We start from the raw sequence: 21,383 nt of genomic DNA, 5'->3' as shown, positions 1-21,383 counted from the left end.
TATCATGCTTCCTTTCCGTTTTATCCATGCAGCCGATTTGCATCTGGACAGTCCGTTTACGGGCATGTCGGGCATAAGCGACCTTTTGCGGAAGCACCTGCGGCAGTCGACCTTCGCGGCTTTGGAGCGCATGGTCGGCCTGGCCGTCTCCGAAAGGGTCGATTTTATCGTGATCAGCGGCGATGTGTACGACAGCGCCCAAACTTCGCTGCGTGCGCAGCTTCGTTTGGCGGAGGCGCTGGAGACGCTGCATCGCGAGGGGATCGGCGTATATCTCATTCACGGCAACCATGACCCGCTCGATAGTCCGAGGCTTGCCGTCACGCTGCCGCCGAACGTGCATGTGTTCGGCTCGGAGCCGGAATCGGTCACGGCACGGCGGCGGGACGGACGCGAGGCGGCCGTAATCAGCGGCATGTCTTATCCGACCGCGAAGGTAACAGAGAATATAGCTCTGGGTTATCCGGCAAATAGGGATAACCCGGAGCTGTTCCACATTGCCATGCTGCATGCCAATGTGGACGGCGATCAGGCCCATGAAACCTATGCGCCCTGCACGAAGAGGGACCTGATCTCCAAGGGCTGCGACTACTGGGCGCTGGGTCACATTCATTCCCGCCGGATCTTGAACGAGTCGCCGTATATCGTTTATCCCGGAAATATCCAGGGCCGCAATATTCGGGAAACCGGCCCGAAAGGCTGCTACCTGGTTAGCGTGAATGAAAACGGGAAAGCCGCCTTAACGTTTCATGAGTTGGACACGGTACGATGGTTCCGGATGGAGGCTCCCATCGACGGCTTCGATCAAGTGGAGGCGTGGAGGCTCGAGCTGGACCGCTTGGTCGCGGAGCTTTCGGCAACCCATCATTCAAGGCTGAGCATTGTACGGATTGCGGTGACAGGCAGGGGGCCTCTCCACAGGCAGCTGGAGGACGGTTTTATTCTGGACGACCTGAAGTCGGAGTTGCGCCGAAGTGCCGAAAGCAAGGCTGCGACAGGCGGGTTCGGGGGCTGCGTATGGATCGAAAGTTTTGTGCCGGAATTCGGAGCGGAAGTGGATTGGGAGCGGCTGCGGACGGAGGACAGCTTCAACGGAGAGCTGCTGCGCCTTGCGGAAGCCGAGCTGGAAGGTCATATGGAGTCAGAATTGGTCAGCCATGCGCTGAGACCCTTGCTGGACCAGGCCGAGATCCGGTCGCTGCTTTCCGCCGTGACTCCGGACGAGCAGAGGGAGTGGCTTCGCCGTGCGGTCGAGCTTACGACCCTGCTGCTTCAGGAACAGGGCGGCGGAGGTGAAACGGCGTGATAATCCGGAGAATGAATATCGGCGGCTTTGGAGCCGTCCGCGGCCGGGAGCTGGAGCTTGGGGATATGATTACGGTCCTATACGGACCGAATGAGGCAGGCAAGAGCTCGGTCCTTTTTTTTCATACGCGCGATGCTGTACGGTTTTCCCGGTCGGAGTCATCCCGCTCAGCGCGGCGAGCCCACGGAAGGCGGCGTTCATGGCGGCGAGCTGAATATGCTGGATCGGGAAGGCAAGGCGTGGGCGATCCGAAGATTTGCCGGTTCGGCGGAGGGGTCCCAGGCCGGCCGGGGAGAACGGTTGACCGTCACGGTTAGCGACCGGAACGGGGGGGGTCCGTGAGGCCCTGCAGTCCGAGCTGGAACGGGATCTGCTGGGCGGCGTGTCCGAGAACATGTTTCGTCAGCTGTTTGCCGTATCCTTGAGCGAATTGCAGGAAATTCGCACGCTGCAATCCGAAGAGATGAACCGGTACTTGTTCCATGCCGGGATTGGCGGGGGCAGCGGCATCGTCCAGGCTGAGCGCCGGCTTATGCAGGAAATGGACAAGCTTTATAAGCCAAGAGGCAGGGTACAAGAAAGCGCCAAGACGATTCAAACCATCGATCTGCTTCGGGGCCGCCTGGCTGAAAGCCGCTCCTTCCTTCCGCGTTATAACGAAACGGTCAACGGGTTAATAGTGATCGAACAAGATTTGTCGGAGCTTGAAGCCAGACGCGCAAGAACCGCGGAAGAACTGCTCTTGCTGCGCAAGGCATTGGAGATCCGCCCGCTGTGGCTGTCCTGGAGGGAGCACCTGCTGGAGCTGGAAACCCTCCCCGAGAGCGCCGCGTTTCCGTTGAACGGCCTGAAGCGCTGGGAAGCGCTGCAAGAAGCGGGGCGGAGCCTCACGCAACGTTCCGCGAAGGCGGACATGGCGTTGGAAGAAATCGATGCCCAGCTGCGAAGTTTGCGGGAAAATCCGCAGCTTGAAGAAAGCGGTCCGAACATTGAGCGAATATGGACAAGTTACCCTTTGTTCGAAGGGCGGCGACAGGAAAAATTGGAGCTGTCGGCCGAGCGTAAAATACTGGAGGAACGACTATCCCGAATCCTGCAATCCATTGATTCTTCCTGGAATGCGGATCAACTGACGACGTTCAAGGTATCGGCTGCCGAGAAGGAAGATATCCGGCGGATGGGAGCGTCTTTTGCAGGATATGACCGCCGGATGGAGAGCCTATCGCTTGAGCACCGGTCGGCTCAGAGGGCATTATCCGTTGCCGAATCCGCCTTAAGAGAAGCACGGCGCAGCTTGCGGGAGGAGAGCGACAAAGGGGAGTCCCATTTTTACATGATCCGGCCTTCCGCGCCCCGGGAGACCGTGGCGTTGTGGGGAAGGCTGCAGCTGGAGGCCGATCGCTGGAGAGAAGCAAGACTGGCGCGAAGCCAAGCTGAAACGTCTCCGCCCCGGGTGGAACGGCAGTCAGGTCTGCCGGCGGTATATAAAAAGCTGCTGCTGGGTTTATCCGTTCTTACCCTCCTTCTTCCTTCGGCTTTGCTTTGGACGAAAGCTTACGAGGCGGCGGCTGCGACGGCCGTACTGCTGCTTGGAAGCGATTTGTATGTATGGCTCAGCGGCCGAAAGGAACGTGCCTCGGGGAGCGTCGTCGATGGGTTCCTTGAAGGTAAAGACGAAAGCGATCAGGACCTTGAGGGCGGCGAGGAGGTTGCAAGTCTTTTTGCGGCGTTAATCGAAGATCCTTACGCTGCTCCGGCCGGCGAGAGCATGCCTCAGCGGAAACTCGGTCCGGCAGGACGGATGAAGCAGGATCCCATCCTGCTGGAAAGCCGGCTTCGCGAATTGAGGAAGCTCATGGAAGAATGGCAGGGGTGGCAGCACCGGATTCAGCGGTTGTCCGCCGAAGCGGCAGCGGCCGAGGAACGCGTGTCCCAGCAAGAGACGGAGCTTTCCCATATCGGGCGGGTGCTGCAGCAGGAAGAGCGGCGGTTTGCCGAGCTGGAGTTGGAGTGGGAGGCTTGGCTTGCCGAAAAGCGGCTTCCGGACCGCCTCTCGCCGGACGGGGTCATGGATATTATGGCAGCGGCGGAGCAGGGGAACGAGTTGATTCGCCAAATGAGGGCCCTGTCCGGTAAAATCGACGGTCTGGCACGGGATGAAGCGGACTTTGAGGAAAAGTGCTTCTCCCTTTTCCGGGACATGGGGATTCGGGATAGAGGGGAAACGTCTTTCCTGAAGGACCTGTACCGGGAATGGGAAGTTTACCGGGAAACGATGGGAGAACGGAAACATCTGTTGGCGAGACGGGAGACGCTGCTGAGAGAGGCAGCCGAAATCCGGGAGGAGCTGCGCCGTTTGCGGGAAGAGGAAGCGGCTCTGCTGCAGGCAGGCGGGGCGGGTGACGAAGAGGAATTTATCCGCAAGGGGGCCTCGGTGCTGCGGCGTGAAGAACTGAAGCGTCTTATACGGCATGAAGAGGTTGCCATGTACAGCGGTTGGGACGGAGACAGCCGAAAGCGGCTGGAAGAGGTCCTGAACAGGCTTGACGCATCCGAGCTGGAGAAAGCGTGCGAAGCGAGGGAAGCCGATGCGGCTAATGACGACCGGGAGCGCGATGAGCTTCAGGAACGCAAAGGAAGGCTTCTTCAGGAGAAGGAGAGTCTGGAACGGAAAGGGTCGGAGGAGGACTCCCTTCAACAGCTGGAGGAGCAGCAGGCCGCCCTTAAGGACATCGTGGTGCAATATGCCGTACGCTCCATCGGGGCGGAGCTCATTCGCCGGACCCGTAAAATGTACGAGGAAGAGAAGCAGCCTCATGTGTTGAAGCTGGCTTCCCGGTATTTCAGCCGGCTAACCGGAGGTGCATACAGCCGGGTGCTGATGCGAATGGAGGATCAGATGCTGCTGGCCGAGCAAAGCGCCGGAGCCCTTGTGGAGAGCATCAGGCTCAGCCGCGGAACGGCTGAGCAGCTGTATTTTGCCATGCGCCTGGCTTTGGTGGATCTGATGTCCGGCAAGGGCGGCATCCCGCTGGTGCTGGACGATATATTTGTCAATTTTGACGGCGACCGGTTAAAGCATGCCCTTGAGCTGGTCCGCGATGTGTCAACCGACAGGCAGGTTATCCTGATGACCTGCCATGCCCATGTGGCCGGCATGATCCGGGACGTTCATCCTGGGGCAAGGTTTATTCATATGTAGGCAAAGGCTCGGCCCCTGAAGGCCGAGCCTTAGTTTCGCGGCCTGCCTGGAATAAACGAGGGCGGACGTTGATTTTTTAAAGCCTTCCCGCTGCCTCCGGTCAAGGGTAACCATTTATATTTATCGCCGGGTCGGTGAAGTGCCGAATATGGTAAGCCGAAGCGCCCAGAACAGGCAGAGTGCGCCGAATAACGGATACAGCACCGACAGCAGGGAGCTGAAGCCGAATTGGCTGAAGAAATAACAGATCAGCATAATGCCGATCGTTATGGTCTGCGGAGAGAGGGAGGTACGCTGCTGCACTTGAAGCGCGATCCCGTAAACGTCCGCCACAAACGTGCTGAAAATTTCCATGAATATCAGAATGATGTACACGGTCTGCACAAACCAGCCCAGCTGGTAAGCGATGCTGCCCATCGGAATTTCAAACTGGGCTACGCCCGGCATTTGCGCCGACATGGCAAAGTGCGCGGACATCAGCATAAAGCCTACGCCCGTTCCTCCAAGAACCCCGCCCCATCGTATGGACCGAAAGCTTTCGGTATGGCTGCCGAGCGGGACGAGGACCGGCATCGCCATGACGAGATTGAAGGCGGTGTACAGAAACGGCGCGAGCCATACAAATGGAAGGCTGTGCTCGGTGGTCAGGGTCACAAACCTGTCCGCTCCAGGCATGTTCATCGTTTGCGAAATAATAAGCAGCGACAGAATGAGCATCATGGGCACAACGATGCTGTTCATGAACATGATCGATTGAATGCCTTTGCGCAGAATGAAAAAGGTACCCACCATGGTTAGAATCAGCCCAGTCTGATAGTGCATGTTCAGGTTTTCCATGAAAACGGAGCCCGCCCCGGCAAGCATAACGCTGTTGACGCCGATCAGAATGACGAGCATGAAGAGGCTGATCCACCCGCCCAGCCGCTCTCCGAACAGATGCTTGTTCAGGTCCTCATAGGATTTGGCGCCGATTCTGCGCGAGATGGTCATGATTTTGGTGCCGAGCCAAATAAATAAAACGGTGGACAACAAGATGGTAAGCACGGCCCAATACCCAAATTGGGTGAAAAATTGCAAAACCTCCCGTCCCGTTGCGAAGCCGGCACCCACAATCGTTCCTATATATGTAAAAGCGATTTGGAAAACGCGAATCCGGTTTTTCACGTCGAAGCCTCCTTTTCAGTGTGGTTGCGGCCTCACGGCATAGTACAAGGTATGCCCGATCTTCGCGGGACATGACTGGAACCTGTCCGTAGGGCCGGGACAAACACTTGCCGGACCTCTTCGGATATGTTACTTTTACGACAAAGGTAAATGGCGTGGGAGGTCATGAAATGGATTGGTTAAAACAGCGGATTATTGAGGAAGCCGTCGTGGTGTCGGATCAGGTCGTCAAGCTGGATGCCCTGCTGACCCATCAGGTGGACCCGGCCCTGATCATGGAGATGGGAAAGGCTTTTGCAGCGCGTTTCAGGGACAAGGGGGTTACGAGGGTGGTCACCTTGGAATCATCCGGCATTTCCGTTGCGTTTGCGGTAGCCCTTGAGCTTGGGGTCCCTATGGTATTCGCCCGCCGCAAAAAAACGCTGCTTGCCGATCCGGATGCCCTGTGCGAACGGGTGCCGTCCTTTACGAAAGGCATTGTCACGGACATCATGATGTCGCGCCAATATATCGGCGAATCCGATAAGGTATTGTTCATCGATGACATTATTGCCAACGGCGATGCCGCGCGGGGGCTGATCAAAATCATCGAGCGGGCCGGCGCGAACCTGGTGGGACTTGGCGTCGTCATCGAAAAAAGCTTCCAGGCCGGAGCCAGAACCCTCCGGGAGCAGGGAATCGAAGTGGAGCCTCTGGTCCGGATTGCCTCGCTGGAGAACGGACGGATTACATTTGGAGAATGACAAGCGGATTTGAATGGCCATATCGCCATTTCTTTGAATCGAGCCTAAAATCTTAACAACTTCTTTTCGACTCCGCTTTTTTGTCTTATAATATAAGGGCAGGAAAGAGAGAGGAGGCAGCAACATGGGGAAAGAGCCGGTAACCGAGCCGTTTTTGATTGAGAAGCTGAACGAAGCGAAGGTGCATTTTGAACGTGCTTTGGATTGTAAGCATACGGAGTTTGACGATCTTTATCCCTATATGATTGAACATCCTCAGTTCTTCTGGTATAAACGCTACGTGGCCTGGTCTGAACTGCTCACCATTGCAGGCCTGTGTGAAGAGCTCTCTTACGACTGGAGAGAAGAGTTTACCGCACAACAGGTGGAATACGTCGAGAAGCGGGTTATGTCGTCGACGGTGCTTGATTTCTGGTTTGAAAAGAACGACAGCATCGAGCCGGCCCAGCGTTAAGCGCCTTTTGAAGAAAGTCACCGAGCCGGGATGTTAATTCATATCGCATTTCCAGAGACCTGAATGAATTTCATTCGGGTCTCTTTTTGAAAATAATGTATGAGAGGGAAGGAGGGACGTTTGGTGATCAGCGATGAACAACTGGATGCTTTAAGATTGTCCGGAGAGAGGGTAAGGGTGGTTCGCGATGGCTTGGAGAGCAATGATGTGATCGGTACCGTGGTGGCTTGGGACCCGCAACACGTCATTATACGCCGGCGGAACCGCCGGGTGGTGAAGCTGGATCGCAATTACAGCTATCAGCTCCAGAGCGAGCCGCGAAGAAGCCCCTTAGGCGAGTAGCAGCGTTCAGAAGCATAGATATGCTTCGGACAGGACACCATAAACAGGTATCAAGACCAACGAGCGAGGTGTCCAAAGATGGATTTATCCAATGAAAAGATCAACACGTACAAGAATGAAATATTGAACCTGAAGCATAGCATGCCGGAGATTGCAGAGTCGTACCACAGCTTTACGGGGCTCTGCTTCCAGGAGGGCGAGCTGGACGAGAAAACGAAACAGCTGATTGCCTTGGGAATCGGATTGTTCGCCAACAACGAGCTGTGCACCTTTTATCATATGGAGGAAGCACGCTCCAAGGGGGCGACCGATGCGCAAATCATGGAGGCGGTCGCGGTTGCTTCCGCAGCCTCTGCAGGACATGCCCTCTCCCAAGGGCTGGCACGAGTGCAGCATCAGCTGCATTAATGAATAGGTAAATAAATGTAACCGTCTATCGCGGCCGGGCTATTTGTTCCGGAGTCGATAGACGGTTTTTTGAAATTTCATGCGAATTCAGGCGTTTGTCGTTGGCCTAGTGTCCGGCTGCCGCGGGCTGCGGCGGCTGGATATCGCTGTTCGTCAAACCCAGATAGGCGCGCATGCGGATCATCATTTCTTCCCGGAAGGAAGGCCAGAGAATTTCCATGCTTCCGATATAGCCCCGGCAAGCATAACGGGCTTTCACTCCGTCCCGGTCCCGGCGAATTTCAAATACCTTGATCATGCGCGATCCGAATTCCTGTTTGATTTCTTTGAGCAGCACGGCGGCTCTCTTGGCCCCGTTGCCGACAAGCTCCACGTAAAGCTGGGGCGTTTTGAAAACGCCGCTTTCCTGAATGATCCGGCAGTCTCTTTCAAATACCTTATGGATAAACAGGAGGAGCAGGTAGCTCTTGATCAGGGATCGCTCCTCGGAGGTAATGCTTGAAATCGCCATGGATGTTCACCGCCTTTATTTAGAAAAAAAATCATAAAAGGGAACTTATGTTCTTATTTTAACCCATATTCGAGGATTTAATCAAGTTTCAAAAAAAAGTGTTGACTCTACCAAGTTAGCATGATAAGATATATCTTGTCGCTGCGATAATGATTGTTGTGACACACCATATGCGGTCGTGGCGGAATTGGCAGACGCGCACGGTTCAGGTCCGTGTGGGCTTACCCCCGTGGAGGTTCGAGTCCTCTCGACCGCATCTTCTAAAAAGACATCTTCTTACTGGAAGTTGTCTTTTTTTTATTGATCCATTGCGAAATGCTTGCGTTAAAAATTTTCATTCCGGTGCTTAAAGATAAAATAAAATTCGTCGGAGTTTTCGAACTAATCAAGGAGCTTCCTTACTGGGCTCCAAGCCCGGGAGCTGTTGAACTAAAAAAAAGGCGTTTCCCCAAATGGACAGGGAAACGCCTTTTTTTGCCTGGATTTTGGCTCAAAAGACGGTTAAATAATCCATAATACCGCCGGCAATGGCTTCCGAAATCTCGACTTGGCCTTTGCGGCTGCACAGTTTTTCCCGGTCCGAGGCATTGCTTAGATATCCGCTCTCCACAATAACGGCCGGAACCGGGGTACGGTTCAGGAGATAAAAAAGGCTTGCCTACCGAAGTGCGATGCCGGCTGCGGTACATTTTGTTCAGCTGTTGCTGTATCGATTCGGCGACTAGAAAGCTTCTGCCTTCCGACTGATGAAGGACCATGCCGCCCCGCTTCGATGTATTCCTACCCCAGTTGACGTGAATGCTGACGACCATTTTCGTCGGAATTTCGCTGCTGAGCTCTTTTCTTTGAGCAAGGTCTCTCCGGTGCCGCGACCGGCTGGCATGCCATCGGTTGTCGTCGCTCAGGGCATAATCGGCATCCCGGTTCAGCACGGCAGGATAGCCCTTGCTGCGAAGCAGCATGAAAAGCCTGCGGGATATAGCTAGGTTGATGTCTTTTTCCAAGATGTCTCCATAGGAGGTCCCTCCGTCTATGCCGCCATGGCCCGCGTCAATAAGGATGACCTCGTGAGGGAAGGGATGGTGGCGGTGAGCTGAGACGGACGTGTCACGATGTAAGCCCGGTAACCGGGAAGCTCCTTTTCCGTCGGATGCAGGCTTGATTTGCATTTCGGCAGATGTCTCCGGAAGGGTGAGCGGAGGTTCGGCAAACGCCGTGTCCGGGTGTACGGCAAGCAGAAAAGCCAGGGATATCACCGAAAGGTTCCTAAGGCGTGTCCATGTGACCATGATTTATTCAGCCCGCTTTCGTCGTTTAAAAATGATGTTCGTGTCTCGCCGAAACGCCATCGATTTCTTATAGGGCGACGGAGTCGTTTCCGCTTGACTATGGCTTGGCTTTTATATTGCTCAAAAAACGGGAAAACATGCCGGGGTCTATAATGAATGAAATCGGTACATCCTGTAAACATAAAGAAGAATGATCATATTTCACGGTTGAAGGAGGATTTATCGATGGCAAGCAGCGATGAACTTATAAAATATATAACGGAACGTTTTGTGAGTTATATGGATACGCCGAAGGAAGCCCGAAAAAGAAAACAAGGCCGGGAGCCGTGGAGTACGCGCTGGTTCGGGATGATTCCGTTTTCGGTATCGCTGTGGAAGGAAGACCTGGTATCCAAGACGAAAAAAACGCTTTAAACGATAAAGCGCCGGATCGCCAGCCTGCGCATCGGGGGCAGTTCCTGTACGGGACGGCGCTGCTGACAGGGGTCGGCCCTCTCCAATAAAGCGAAAAACTTAAAGCGTTGAAGTCATGCTCAGACATTGGATTATGAGCGGTACAGGGCCCGATGCGGAAAAATCAAATTGAAATCATGCAAAAGGACGCTGAACCCAGCTAGGGGTGCGTCCTTTTGGCTTTTAAAAATGAGTACGCTCTTTCTTTTTGAATGGATTCCTTTGGAATGTTCGACACTTATCCATTGCTTGAAAATGAGTTCGAAGTTTCCCGGAATTGGCCGGAGCGAATCAGATGTTCTGCGGGAATATATCGAATGATGTCCAAATTGCGATGCGGCACCGTGACGTAGAAGACTGCCGTTCCTTGCTTGGTCCAACGCTGCCAGCCAGTGAGGCTAAAGGGGGCCGCGTAAGAGGCATTTTGCTTTCCTGCGGTAAACATCAGGGTTTTATGGCTGTTTGCCGGAAGCAATTTTTGAAACTCGCTTCCGCTGCTAACCTTCAAAGATGGCGCAGCGAGCCACAGCAAATCCGAGTAGGGATCGCCTTCGCTGTTTGTTCTGGTGGCTTGGGTCGTAGTCCAGAATCGTTGAGGAGGTAAATTCAGGCTGGGGGATAAAGATACCGCAGCGCTTGTAATTCCGGAACCCTTGCCACCCGCTTCACTCTTCTGAGACAGTTTTTCAGGCGTAGGTTCGGGGATGATTTCATTCGTAACGGCATGAACATATAGGGGCTTGGCCCCTTTAATCGTTATTTTCCATAAAGGAGCGGCCGGGGCATATACCGATTCGATGCGGCTGCCTGAAGGGAGGGAAGGGAGCAGGGTTTTACCGCCTTTTGTACCCGGCGTGATCCATCCTCCGTCAGCAAGCGCGCGTTCCAAGGGGGCAAGGCTGTAGGGAAGATCGGTGCCAAGGCCGTATTCGCTTAAGACATAACCGCCCGCGTTATCCGACGTGATGATCAAATAGCCGAGCGGCTTGTCGTCATGTTCAAGGGTAACGAGCCAGCTGTGCGTGCCGGGTCCGAGCGGCGTGTAGTCCAGACCGGCCTCGTTCCAGCCGTTAAAGGGAGCGTGCCCCGCCAGTCCGTTCACCGTCTGCCGGGCAAACGCTTCAAGCCGATCCGGCACGTTGGCCGAAGCGGTCAATACCGCATTCAACGGTATACGCGAATCTGCCTGAAAAATTTCCTTGGCCTTCGTATATTGGGAATCGGGGGATGCGTAGGCCGAGCGGGCATCACCACCTATTGAGGCAGTGCCCGCCAAGGTGAGCAGAACGATCATTTTCATCGCCCTGCGGAACATGGTTTTACGGGATAAGCCAAATCCGGTCATCACGGCTAACCGCCTTTCTATATAAAAATGTGAAATGTGCGGAATAGCTTTATTTTAAAGGACAAGCCTTGAAAAGGGTGTTGCACCGTGTCGCGGCCGGGCTGGATATAGAGCGTCTTATTTTGCCTTGTTTTGTTGACGGGGGTCAGGACGGCGCGTTCCCGGACGAACTCAGGTGAAACAGTCCGCAGGTTATGGCGGACAGGCTTATTTTCGGTTCGTACTGCCACTGCATTTCCGTTCTCCGGTTGCGGTACTGCTCCGATATCTGCGTTTTCTTCTCTTCGTCGGGTTCATTCAGCAAATCCTCATAGTAGCTGTCGATGACCGCCAGCTCCTCTTCCAGGCGGATTCGCGCCTGATCCGCCCAAGCATAATCGAGCGCCGACAGCTTTTGCACCATATGCTCCTCTAGGATCGAGGCCGCCTGGGAGAGCGACAGTACGCCTGGACGGACGTGAACATATTCCGGGAGCCGGGGCGTAAGCACGCGTCCCTGAAGCTGTGCTTCGAAGTTCTCGGCCACCGTTCGGCGCGACAGGGAGACGGCCAGAAAATGAAGCTCCTCGCGCTTCAAATCACAGCTGAATTCCACCTTGAAGCAGACGCCGAGCCACTGCTCCAGCGCGGCTGAGCGGGTCTTGGGACGCCGCTCCTCATCCGGTTGCTCAAACAGGTACACGCACCGTCCTTCCTCCCTGGAGGCTTCCCAAATCTGGGACAAACGGCGGCTGCCGTACAGGACATCCTCGCGCTGGATCCGCCCCGGTCCGATGACCGGAAGGACGGGAGCATTGCCGTAATAGCGGGATAGGAGGGCATCCTGTCCCCCGCCCGGCTGGGTGTTCCGCGCGGCCTCGGCCTGTTTGGCCAGGCGTTCGTCATATTTGGCCGGATCGAACACGAACGAAAAGGACAAGGTTTCGGCCGGGGCACCGGTACGCTCGACAAAGTTCCAATAATAGGGTCGGTTGGTCAGCATTTTGTCCGCCTGGGGCGAAAGCTTTACGGTGACATGCTCGGGCGATTTTTCAATGACGGTGCATTCGGTGGCTTCCAGATAGGCCATGAAGTGCTGCTGTACCTCCTGCGGCGTCAAACTCATGTCAGGCTTCTTCCTCTCTAAGGTTTTCTGAGGTGGACTCTATCTCCAGCTCGCGTTTGATATGATGCAGCGAATCGCCGAGGGAGCTGAGACGGCTGCGGATTTCGTCGTCGCTTCCGGATTCCAGCATGATTTTGTACAGGCTCTTTTCGAGCGATTCTTTCTTCTCAAACCGTTCAAGAATAACGTCCAGGCCGCCGATGACCATTTCGAACATGTTGATCTTCTCGTGCAGCAGATTGAGGATGTGCTCTTCAATCGTGCCGGAGGTGGACAGGTTGAAAATATTCACGTCGTTCGTCTGACCCAAACGGTGAACGCGTCCGATCCGCTGCTCCACCCGCATCGGGTTCCAGGGCAGGTCGAAGTTGATCATGTGGTGGCAAAACTGCAGATTGATGCCCTCCCCGCCGGCCTCGGTGGCGATCATGACCTGGGCTTTGCCGCGGAAGAGATCCATCATCCAGTCCTTTTTTCCGCGATTCATCCCGCCCCGGTAAGGTACGGAGATCAGGCCGTGATCCCGGAAATAGTTCAGCAAATATTCCTGGGTCGCCCGGTATTCGGTGAACACGATCACTTTTTCGTTTACGTCTTTGATGAGCTCGATTGCCTTTTCGGCTTTCGTGTTCGCTTTGATCGCCTTGATCAGATAGACGAGCTCCCAGATTTTATCGCGAAGGGGAGAGTCCTCCGGCAGTTTTTTTGGACAGATTGACGAGGGTGACGAAGACGGCATCCCGGCTGCTGCATACCTCCCGCTGGAGCGTAACCAGGGAGAGCATGCTGCTTAAATTTCCCCCTGCTGCCTGATACTGATCTTTGACGAAGGAGGTGACCCCGTCGTATAATGACTGTTCTTCGGGAGATAGCTGCAGGCCGACGTTGCGCACGGAGCGCTTGGTGAATTTCATGGGCGCTTCGCCCCTCCGGTTCCGGATCATCACCTTGGACAGCTCTTCCTTCAGCAACTCCTGGTTTTTCGGCCTGCGCTTGTCGACCACGAAGTTGGCGGAGAAATCGCCCTGCCGTCCGAGCTGTCCCGGCTTCAGCAGCGTAATGAGGTTGAAGAGCTCGCTGAGGTCGTTCTGCACGGGCGTTGCGGTAAGCAGCAGGCAGTACTTTTTCCGCAGCTTCTGTATAAATTGATAGTTCGATGTTTTTTTTGTTTTTGAGCTTGTGAGCCTCGTCGATAATGAGCATGTCGTATTCTTCGTTCAGCAAAATTTCCTGGTGCGGATCGCGCTTTGCGGTATCCATGGATGCCACGACGATGTCGTTGCCCCAAGAGTAGGCCTTTTTCTGCGCAATCGCGGGAATGCCGAATTTGGAGTTCAGCTCCCGGACCCACTGCAGCACAAGGGAGGCGGGAACGAGAATGAGCACTTTGGAGACAAGACCCCGCACGAGATATTCTTTTAAAATGAGGCCTGCTTCAATCGTCTTCCCAAGGCCGACTTCATCGGCCAAAATGGCTCTGCCGGACATTTCGAACAGCACGCGCCGGGCCGTATCGATCTGATGCGGAAGCGGGGAGAGACTGCCGATGTGCTTGAGGCACTGCAGCTCTTCAAAGCTCGTCACCAAACGGGACTCCTCGCCTTTTACGGCGAGCCGGGATAAACGCCAATCCCCCCAAGGCCCGCCCTTGTCCAGACGGTTCTCCAAATCTTCGAGCCACGAACGGTCGATATGAAGAGGAACGGGGAGACGCGGATCGGTAACGGTTCCCGGTGGACCGGGCGACTTCATGTTCACAAAATCTCCTCCTAGGTGTCATTTCCGGACAAACGGTGTAGGCCTAGTATGGACGAAAAGAGAATACTTCATAACCTTACGGGTGTTCTGTATGTTTTTGTTCTGGAAGGCTTTGGAAGGTGTAAGAGGAGAAGTTTCGGCAAACAGGCGGATTTGAAATATTTCAGCCAGGTTGGCTCTAAGGAAAACGCAGGCGCGGGGGAGACTGTGGTTCGATTGTTCAAAATATAGTTTCTTTATATGCCTGGCTTATATTCCTTTTATAGAAACGAAGGCGGCTTTTGTAAGGACGAAGGGGAGTTCCTACTGCAGAAAGTAATTGCGAAAAAAGGAGAGAATATGAGAAAAAGGCAGGTTGTGCGTCCCTGGCGGGTGTACATGCCTCATATTCCGCAACATCCGCATAGTTTTACCATATATAGTATAGTATAATGGAGTTCGCCCACAATATGTGGTGTGAAACTTATGTTTTCTCGTTTAACCGGTATACATATAGGGTTATGTTTTATAGACCGCAGGATAACGGTTTAAACGCGGATTTTATATGAATTATTGTTTTATAAAATAGGAGGTAATGGCTCTTGGGTACGATGCAAAATCAGCGGTTGGAAGGTTTGAGCGAAAAGATTTTTTTTGGACCGGTATGCATGGAAAGATGCGGATTCTAACAATGCCAAGGTGGGCGACGTGGTGCTGGTGCTCACGAAAGACGACCCCAAGTTCCCGACGAAGGAAGTCGGCGAGATTGTAAAGCGTGAGGGACGTCTCGTGACGGTGAAGACTCGCAAAGGCGAGCTGGTGGAATCCGACGTGGAGAAACTGACGCTGACGATCGAGAAAACGCCGGAAGAGATGTGGGACCGCCTTGCGACTGCCATGGCCTCTGTTGAGGCAACGCCTGAACTGCAGGAGGAATGGCGAGCGAAGTTCCGCCATGTGCTGGACGACTGGAAGCTGGTTCCCGGCGGACGGATCGCGGCAGGGGCGGGGGCAAGCGACGAGCTGACCTTGTTCAACTGCTACGTGATTCCATCGCCAAAAGACAGCCGCGGCGGCATTATGGAAACCCTGTCCGAAATGACGGAAATCATGGCTCGCGGGGGCGGCGTGGGCATTAACCTGTCCTCCCTTCGTCCCCGTCGCGCCATTGTAAGAGGGGTTAACGGCTCTTCCAGCGGCGCGGTATCCTGGGGCGGCCTGTTCAGCTATACGACGGGACTAATTGAGCAGGGCGGCAGCCGTCGGGGCGCGCTGATGCTGATGATGAACGACTGGCATCCGGACGTGATGGATTTCATCACCGTGAAGCAGACGATGGGCCAAGTCACCAACGCCAACCTTTCGGTATGCGTGAGCAACGGCTTCATGAAAGCCGTGAAGGAGGATCTTGACTGGGATCTGGTATTCCCGGACACGAGCGAGCCGGGTTACGACGAGGAGTGGGACGGAGACCTGGATAAATGGAAGCAGTCGGGCCGCAAGGTGATCACCTACAAAACGGTCAAAGCCCGCGAGATCTGGCATACGATCATCGAGTCGGCATGGAAATCGGCGGAGCCGGGCGTCGTATTCATGGAGTACTACAACCAGATGTCCAACAGCTGGTACTTCAACCCGATTATCTGTACCAACCCGTGCGGCGAGCAGGGGCTTCCGGGCTGGGGCGTCTGCAACCTGTCCGCGATGAACCTGTCTAAGTTTTACGATGAGGAAAAACATGATGTGGCGTGGGATGATCTGGCCGAAACCACCCGTTATTCCGTGCGTTTCCTGGATAACGTGATCGATACGACGCCATATCATTTCCCGGAAAATGAAGCGAACCAGAAAAAAGAGCGCCGCGTCGGCCTCGGCACGATGGGGCTTGCCGAGCTGATGATCAAGCTGGGCATCCGCTACGGCAGTCCGGAATCGCTTGAATTCCTCGACAAACTGTACGGTTTTATCGCCCGCGAAGCTTATCTTGCTTCGGCTGATATCGCGCAAGAAAAAGGCTCGTTTAAAGCGTTCGATGCCGAATTGTACCTGCAAAGCGGCTTCATGAAAAACATCGTGGAGACCTTCCCTGAAGTCGGAGAAGCGGTCCGCACCAAAGGCGCCCGCAACGTTACGGTGATTACCCAGGCGCCGACGGGAAGCACGGGCACGATGGTCGGAACGTCGACCGGCATCGAGCCGTACTTTGCCTTCAAATATTATCGCCAAAGCCGTCTCGGCTTCGACGAGCAGTTCGTGCCGATCGCGCAGGAGTGGCTGGACAGCCATCCGGGCGAGACGCTGCCGGATTATTTCGTAACGGCGATGGATCTTTCCGCCGAGGATCATATCCGCGCTCAAGCCGCGATCCAGCGCTGGGTGGACAGCTCGATCTCGAAGACGGCGAACTGCCCGGCCGACTTTACGGTGGAAGAGACGAAGCGCCTGTACGAACTCGCCTTCGATCTGGGCTGCAAAGGCGTGACGATCTACCGTGACGGCAGCCGCGACGTGCAGGTTCTGCAGACCGAAAAGAAAGAGGAGAAGAGCGAAGCGGTTGCATCGTCTTCCGAATCGGCTGCAGCTCCGGCTTCCGCGGTGAAGGAGAGCGCCGTTTCATCCGAAAGCACGGTATCCGCAGGCACGGCTCCTGCCGCGACAAGCAAGAGCGGGCTGGACAAACAGTACAAGAGCCGTCCGCAAGTACTTCGCGGAGCGACTTATAAAATCAATACGCCGTTCGGCATGGCGTACATTACGATCAATGATCTGAACGGAACGCCGGGCGAAATCTTCCTGAACGTCGGCAAAGCCGGCTCCGATGTGTTCGCCATGGCGGAAGCCTTGGGCCGCGTTTGCTCCTTGTTCCTGCGTTACGGCGATCATGGCAACAAGGTGGAACTGTTGATCAAACACCTGAAAGGCATCGGCGGCTCCGGCGCCATCGGCTTCGGCGCAAACCGCGTCGAGTCCATCGCGGATGCCGTGGCCAAGGCTCTCGAAACGCATGTGGCCAACAGCGCGCCTGGCGATTATGACCATGATCCGGCGCCGGTTGCGGCCACGATGGCTCCGGCCGAGCCCGCCGCCGACCACGGCGGACATGGCGGCCACAGCCACAGCGCGGCCACCTCGCGCGACCTATGCCCGTCCTGCGGCGGCGCGTCGCTGATCAACATCGAGGGCTGCAAGACCTGCAGCAACTGCGGGTACAGCAGGTGCTCGTAAGAGGCTCGTGCGTGAGATAGAAAAAGGTTAGAGAGAAGACCGGGATGAAGGCGGACTGGCTCGATTTGGAGCAGATACCGAGCCTGCGGCCGGACATCAAAACGGATCATAATTATAGAAATAAAAGGTTCTGAAGAACGGAGGCCTGCTTGTCATGATGTGACGGCAAGCCTCTTTTTTGTTATCGATACTTGCATCTCCAGTTACTGTAGGTTCTATAATGAGAGCGTAAGGAGGTGCTGAGATGAAGATGACGTATATGATTGGCACATTTGCGAAAATGACCGGTATTCCGGTGCGAACCCTCCATTATTATGATGAGATTGGCTTGTTAAAACCCCAAAGGCAAGCGAGCGGGCACCGGATATATGGAACGGATGACATGATGACCCTGCAGAAAATATTAAGTCTGAAACAATTGGGCTTCAGTCTGGAACGCATCAGGGACTTGCTTCAGCATCCGAAATATGATCTGTCTCTGGTGGAGATGCTGAAGCTACAGCAGCAGGCATTGGAAACGACACGGGCTGAATTGGACAAATCGCTGGAGATGATCAAACGAATGATTGCCATCGTACACCGTGAAGGGCAATTGGAGCACCAACTGATGTTCAGTTTGATCCGCAACATGGGCCAGGAAAGCAAGCAGCGAGACTGGGTGGAAGACCATCTGTCGGAGCATACGGCAACGGCCTTGTTCGATATGACCGCTGAAGAGGTAGAATTGATGGATGCAGAGACGGTGCGCTTCTCCAGAGATGTCAAACGGCTGAGCGGCGTTCCGGTCGATTCGGCAGAAGTAGAGGCGGTGATTGGTACCTATGTGCAGCGGGTGATGACGTTTCTGGATGCGGAGGCGATTGCGAATTTCAGCAATCTGGATGAAGAACAGTGCGCTCGGCTCGAACACTTGGTGGAAATGCCATTCAATGAGGCGGAGACGGCATGGCTGGATGCCGCATTGGCCCACTATCTGGACAAGTACGGGATGATTGAAGCAGGCAAACTGCTATGGACGAAAAAGGAGGGGATGTATCGATGAACCAGGCTCGTGAAGGAAAAGTAAGGTTGCTTGACGGACGGAATCTGGCATACCACGAATACGGACAAATATCCGGCTACCCGATCTTGTTGTTCCATGGAACTCCGGGCAGTCGCCTGTGGTTTGTGGATGACGAGCCGATCTCTCATCAACTTGGGATTCGTCTGCTGGCACTGGACCGACCTGGATACGGGGGTTCCGATCCGCAGCCCGATCGGACTCTGTTTGACTGGGTAAACGATGTGAAAGAAGCGGTGCAGCATTGGGAACTCCATGAGTATTCGGTATTGGGCGTATCTGGCGGCGGCGCTTACGCAGCTGCCTGCGCATACCACGCTCCCTTGGGTCTGCGCTCGGCTGCACTCGTCTCCAGCGTGATGCCGTTCGTCTCGGGCAAAGCGCCGAGATCGATGTCCCGCAGCAATCGAGCGGTTTTCTGGTTGTGTCGCTATATGCCCTGGCTGATGCGAAGTACCGTTTCCGCCCAGGTGAAAATGATCGATAAAGACCCGCAGCGCTTCAAGAAAAGCTTGCGCGAGGGCAATCGGCATCTTCCTGCGAGCGATCGAGCCGTCTTGCAGCATGGAGAGCAGCAGGAGGCAATGATGCTGCATATGCGTGAAGCTTACCGCCAGGGGCCGGAAGAGCTTGTCCGAGAAAATCTGTTGTTGGGCAAACCGTGGGGCTTCACTTTAGCGGACATTCATTTGCCCACTTATGTTTTCCACGGAACACAGGATACTTTGGCCCCGTACGAGGAAATGGTTCGTTATACGGCGAGGGCGGGGGCGATTCAAGTAACAACGGTAGAGGAAGCGGGGCATTTTCTAACAGAAGATGAGCGGATCTGGCGAGAGATTTTACTTGTACTGCGCGATGGACAGTTACAGAGATGTTAGTTGTGCGACTATATGAACATAAACGAAGGAGAGGATCAGGGATGGCAGCAGCAAAAACAGAACGAATTGCACAATTGTCCGCACTGATGGGGCTAATCAGAGAACAGGCAACTTTTAATGGGGTAATCCTAATCGCCGAAAAGGGCGTGACTCTTCTTTGCGAAGCGATGGGAAGCGCGGAATTCAGCAGTGATGGAATACGTCCGCTTACCACCGAATCGATGTTCGAATTAGCGTCGGTCTCCAAACCGATTACGGCACTGGGCATCATCCGCCTGCAACAGCTTGGCAAGCTGCAGTGGGAGGATCCGGTGTCCAGGTGGTTGCCGGAATTGCCGTATCCGGGCATCACGGTGCGCCACTTGTTGTCCCATACATCGGGCTTGCCGGATTATATGGAGCTGTTCGCCAAGGTGTGGAATCCTGCGCAGTATGCCACCAACGAAGATGTGTTGCACATGCTCGCTGCCCATCGGCCTGATTCGTTGTTTGCGCCCAATGACAGCTGGATGTACAGCAATACCGGCTATATTATGCTGGCGATCCTGATCGAGCGGATAAGCGGCCGGTCTTACGCGGACTTTCTGTCCGAACAGATCTTTCAGCCGCTCGGCATGACGCGGACACGGGTGTACAATCGGCGCGTTGATCCAGGTCCGGTTCCGGAAGACTACGCCTGGGGCTATGTCTATCGGCTGGATCGCGGCGGTTATGTGCTGCCGGATGAGGTGCCGGAGCTGAGCTACGTACGCTATTTGGACGGCTTGCAGGGGGATGGAATGGTGAACAGTACGGTCGGGGATTTGATGCGTCTGGATCGTGCGCTTTATGATGACGGATTCATGGCTCCGCAGTTGCGCGAGGTCATGTTCGCACCGGTCGTGCTGAATAACGGTGAAACGTTTGACTATGGGTTTGGATGGCTGATTGAGCATCATAAGCGGCTAGGTCATATTATGTATCACAGCGGCGGTTGGCCGGGATATGCAACCCTGTTTAAACGCTATGTTGATCATGATGTCACCCTGATCCTCCTGCAAAATGGAGAGCAGGAATTTGCCTATACCCAGCAGTTGATCCAGAGCATTGAACAAATCATCGCCGGCGAGCGTTTTGAAATGCCGCGACCAGTGGTGCTTCCCACAATTGTACCGCTTGCACCGGAAGAATATGAACCGCATCTGGGCATATACCGCTTTTCGGATGGACAGGGCAAGACGCTGGATGTGGAGGTCTACGTCAAGCAAGAGCAACTCTATATGAAACTGGACAACGGGATGGTGTTGTCGCTGCTGCCGATCAGTGCCATACGTTACTATGAGCAGCAAACGGCGACAGAACTGGAATTCACCGTCGCTGAGACGTGSCAAGAGCACCCGGTTGATCTGGTATGAGCATGAGGACCAGAGCGTGGCGGAGCGAGTTGAGAGATGAGTGCAAGGCGGTACGCGAAATGATCGGGATGCGTATGGCCGCCCATTCTCATCTGCGTGGATTTCATTCGGCGAAAGGCTTCCCAACAAAACGATAGGAACGCTTGTGCGTAGATGTGATAACAGGTAAAATATAACTAAAATTGAATCTTGGGTGGGCATGGTTTCCCTTCGAATTCCTCTTTGGAACGTTGCTCTTTTAACATAAATTAATATATAACAACAAGAAAAAGTAAAAACCCACCCTAGGATTGAAAGCAGAAGGTAGGTTTCGTTCTTAATTGACTAAGAAGGGAATAACCATCCAAGCCAATTGTACTGACCAAGTGTTCTCAGCACTTGGTCTTTATTACATATTTAATAACACAATGAAAAAAAATAAATGTATCAAAGCCTGAGAATTAAAAATTTGAAAATAGAAACAAATAAAAAACGTTTTTATTGAAGGTTAATCGAAGATCGCACTCACATCATATAACACCATATCTACATCGGGTTTTGCCCTTGGTTCGCGAGATGAGGAATGCAGAAAAGTGAAATCAGCGAACAACCCTGTGAGGCTAAGTCCGTCAGTTCCAAAACAAAAAATATGCAGTCATTAGACATAAAGGTTGAAATTAGAAATACATATGAAAAACTACAAATGGATAGAAGAAAACAAATTAGAAAGATTGCAAAGATCTTGGCATTTAGAGATATCAGATGAGTGGGATTCTAACGAAATA

At 54.1% G+C, this 21,383-nt stretch carries 17 protein-coding genes, 1 tRNA gene and 2 pseudogenes; 14 read left to right on the top strand and 6 right to left on the bottom strand.

From position 1 onward, the window contains the following. Positions 1–4: 4 nt before the first annotated feature. The 4 genes and pseudogenes from XI25_RS16025 (at position 5) to XI25_RS16015 (ending at position 4,508) form a co-directional block, all read left to right on the top strand. Positions 5–1,306 carry a metallophosphoesterase family protein gene (locus XI25_RS16025; RefSeq protein ID WP_046679462.1) on the top strand — a complete coding sequence of 434 codons (1,302 nt, stop codon included), beginning with the start codon at positions 5–7 and terminating at the stop codon, positions 1,304–1,306. Between the two features lie 11 nt (positions 1,307–1,317). Continuing rightward, positions 1,318–1,374: pseudogene (locus XI25_RS34765) on the top strand (hypothetical protein); the annotation flags it as partial. Positions 1,375–1,438: 64 nt separating this feature from the next. After that, positions 1,439–1,648, top strand: a complete 210-nt coding sequence (locus tag XI25_RS34760) for a hypothetical protein (RefSeq protein WP_046679461.1) — start codon at positions 1,439–1,441, stop codon at positions 1,646–1,648. Between the two features lie 52 nt (positions 1,649–1,700). After that, a complete protein-coding gene (locus XI25_RS16015; RefSeq protein WP_046679460.1) occupies positions 1,701–4,508 on the top strand; it encodes a hypothetical protein in 2,808 nt (935 codons plus the stop codon). Positions 4,509–4,628: 120 nt separating this feature from the next. On the opposite strand, the gene XI25_RS16010 is transcribed toward XI25_RS16015, so the two are convergent. Next, complete coding sequence (locus XI25_RS16010) at positions 4,629–5,672, bottom strand: YkvI family membrane protein (RefSeq protein ID WP_046679459.1); 1,044 nt, start codon at positions 5,670–5,672, stop codon at positions 4,629–4,631. 170 nt (positions 5,673–5,842) lie between these two features. Here XI25_RS16010 and XI25_RS16005 point away from each other — a divergent pair, with 170 nt between their 5' ends. From XI25_RS16005 to XI25_RS15990, 4 genes are all read left to right on the top strand, one after another. Continuing rightward, entirely contained in the window at positions 5,843–6,415 is a 573-nt protein-coding gene (locus XI25_RS16005; protein WP_046679458.1) for a xanthine phosphoribosyltransferase, read from the top strand. A 124-nt stretch (positions 6,416–6,539) separates the two neighbouring features. Further along, positions 6,540–6,869, top strand: coding sequence for a hypothetical protein (locus XI25_RS16000; RefSeq protein ID WP_046679457.1), 330 nt, complete (start codon positions 6,540–6,542; stop codon positions 6,867–6,869). 123 nt (positions 6,870–6,992) lie between these two features. Further along, positions 6,993–7,211, top strand: a complete 219-nt coding sequence (locus XI25_RS15995) for a hypothetical protein (RefSeq protein ID WP_046679456.1) — start codon at positions 6,993–6,995, stop codon at positions 7,209–7,211. A gap of 78 nt (positions 7,212–7,289) precedes the next feature. Beyond that, positions 7,290–7,619, top strand: coding sequence for a carboxymuconolactone decarboxylase family protein (locus XI25_RS15990; protein ID WP_046679455.1), 330 nt, complete (start codon positions 7,290–7,292; stop codon positions 7,617–7,619). Between the two features lie 106 nt (positions 7,620–7,725). Here the strand turns inward: XI25_RS15990 and XI25_RS15985 are convergent, their stop codons facing one another. Next, positions 7,726–8,130, bottom strand: coding sequence for a hypothetical protein (locus tag XI25_RS15985; RefSeq protein WP_046679454.1), 405 nt, complete (start codon positions 8,128–8,130; stop codon positions 7,726–7,728). A 172-nt stretch (positions 8,131–8,302) separates the two neighbouring features. Here XI25_RS15985 and XI25_RS15980 point away from each other — a divergent pair. Next, a tRNA-Leu gene (locus XI25_RS15980) sits at positions 8,303–8,386 on the top strand. A 142-nt stretch (positions 8,387–8,528) separates the two neighbouring features. Here the strand turns inward: XI25_RS15980 and XI25_RS15975 are convergent. After that, positions 8,529–9,419: an N-acetylmuramoyl-L-alanine amidase gene (locus tag XI25_RS15975; protein ID WP_442950405.1), complete on the bottom strand. Its 891-nt coding sequence runs from the start codon at positions 9,417–9,419 to the stop codon at positions 8,529–8,531. 225 nt (positions 9,420–9,644) lie between these two features. On the opposite strand from XI25_RS15975, the gene XI25_RS15970 reads away from it, so the two are divergent. After that, positions 9,645–9,833 carry a YqzE family protein gene (locus XI25_RS15970; protein WP_046679453.1) on the top strand — a complete coding sequence of 63 codons (189 nt, stop codon included), beginning with the start codon at positions 9,645–9,647 and terminating at the stop codon, positions 9,831–9,833. 277 nt (positions 9,834–10,110) lie between these two features. Here XI25_RS15970 and XI25_RS15965 read toward each other — a convergent pair whose 3' ends face one another. From XI25_RS15965 to XI25_RS15955, 3 genes and pseudogenes are all read right to left on the bottom strand, one after another. Continuing rightward, complete coding sequence (locus XI25_RS15965) at positions 10,111–11,220, bottom strand: hypothetical protein (protein ID WP_152669153.1); 1,110 nt, start codon at positions 11,218–11,220, stop codon at positions 10,111–10,113. A 142-nt stretch (positions 11,221–11,362) separates the two neighbouring features. Next, positions 11,363–12,322: a YqhG family protein gene (locus tag XI25_RS15960; RefSeq protein WP_046679452.1), complete on the bottom strand. Its 960-nt coding sequence runs from the start codon at positions 12,320–12,322 to the stop codon at positions 11,363–11,365. Between the two features lies 1 nt (position 12,323). After that, positions 12,324–14,074, bottom strand: a pseudogene (locus XI25_RS15955) (DEAD/DEAH box helicase). A 639-nt stretch (positions 14,075–14,713) separates the two neighbouring features. Here XI25_RS15955 and XI25_RS15945 point away from each other — a divergent pair. From XI25_RS15945 to XI25_RS15930, 4 genes are all read left to right on the top strand, one after another. Then, positions 14,714–17,284, top strand: coding sequence for an adenosylcobalamin-dependent ribonucleoside-diphosphate reductase (locus XI25_RS15945; protein ID WP_442950404.1), 2,571 nt, complete (start codon positions 14,714–14,716; stop codon positions 17,282–17,284). Positions 17,285–17,528: 244 nt separating this feature from the next. Continuing rightward, the gene (locus XI25_RS15940) at positions 17,529–18,326 is read left to right on the top strand and encodes a MerR family transcriptional regulator (RefSeq protein WP_052759628.1); all 798 of its coding nucleotides are present in this window, start codon (positions 17,529–17,531) and stop codon (positions 18,324–18,326) included. Further along, the gene (locus tag XI25_RS15935; RefSeq protein WP_235439920.1) at positions 18,296–19,225 is read left to right on the top strand and encodes an alpha/beta fold hydrolase; all 930 of its coding nucleotides are present in this window, start codon (positions 18,296–18,298) and stop codon (positions 19,223–19,225) included. The genes XI25_RS15940 and XI25_RS15935 overlap by 31 nt, the downstream gene beginning before the upstream one ends. 41 nt (positions 19,226–19,266) lie before the next feature. Then, positions 19,267–20,619 carry a serine hydrolase domain-containing protein gene (locus XI25_RS15930; protein WP_235439919.1) on the top strand — a complete coding sequence of 451 codons (1,353 nt, stop codon included), beginning with the start codon at positions 19,267–19,269 and terminating at the stop codon, positions 20,617–20,619. Positions 20,620–21,383 lie beyond the last annotated feature (764 nt).

This window comes from Paenibacillus sp. DMB20 (assembly GCF_000987955.1).
GTDB lineage: Bacteria > Bacillota > Bacilli > Paenibacillales > Paenibacillaceae > Paenibacillus_AQ.
The sequence above is the reverse complement of the archived record's forward strand: the minus strand, read 5'-3'. Positions and strand labels throughout refer to the sequence as shown.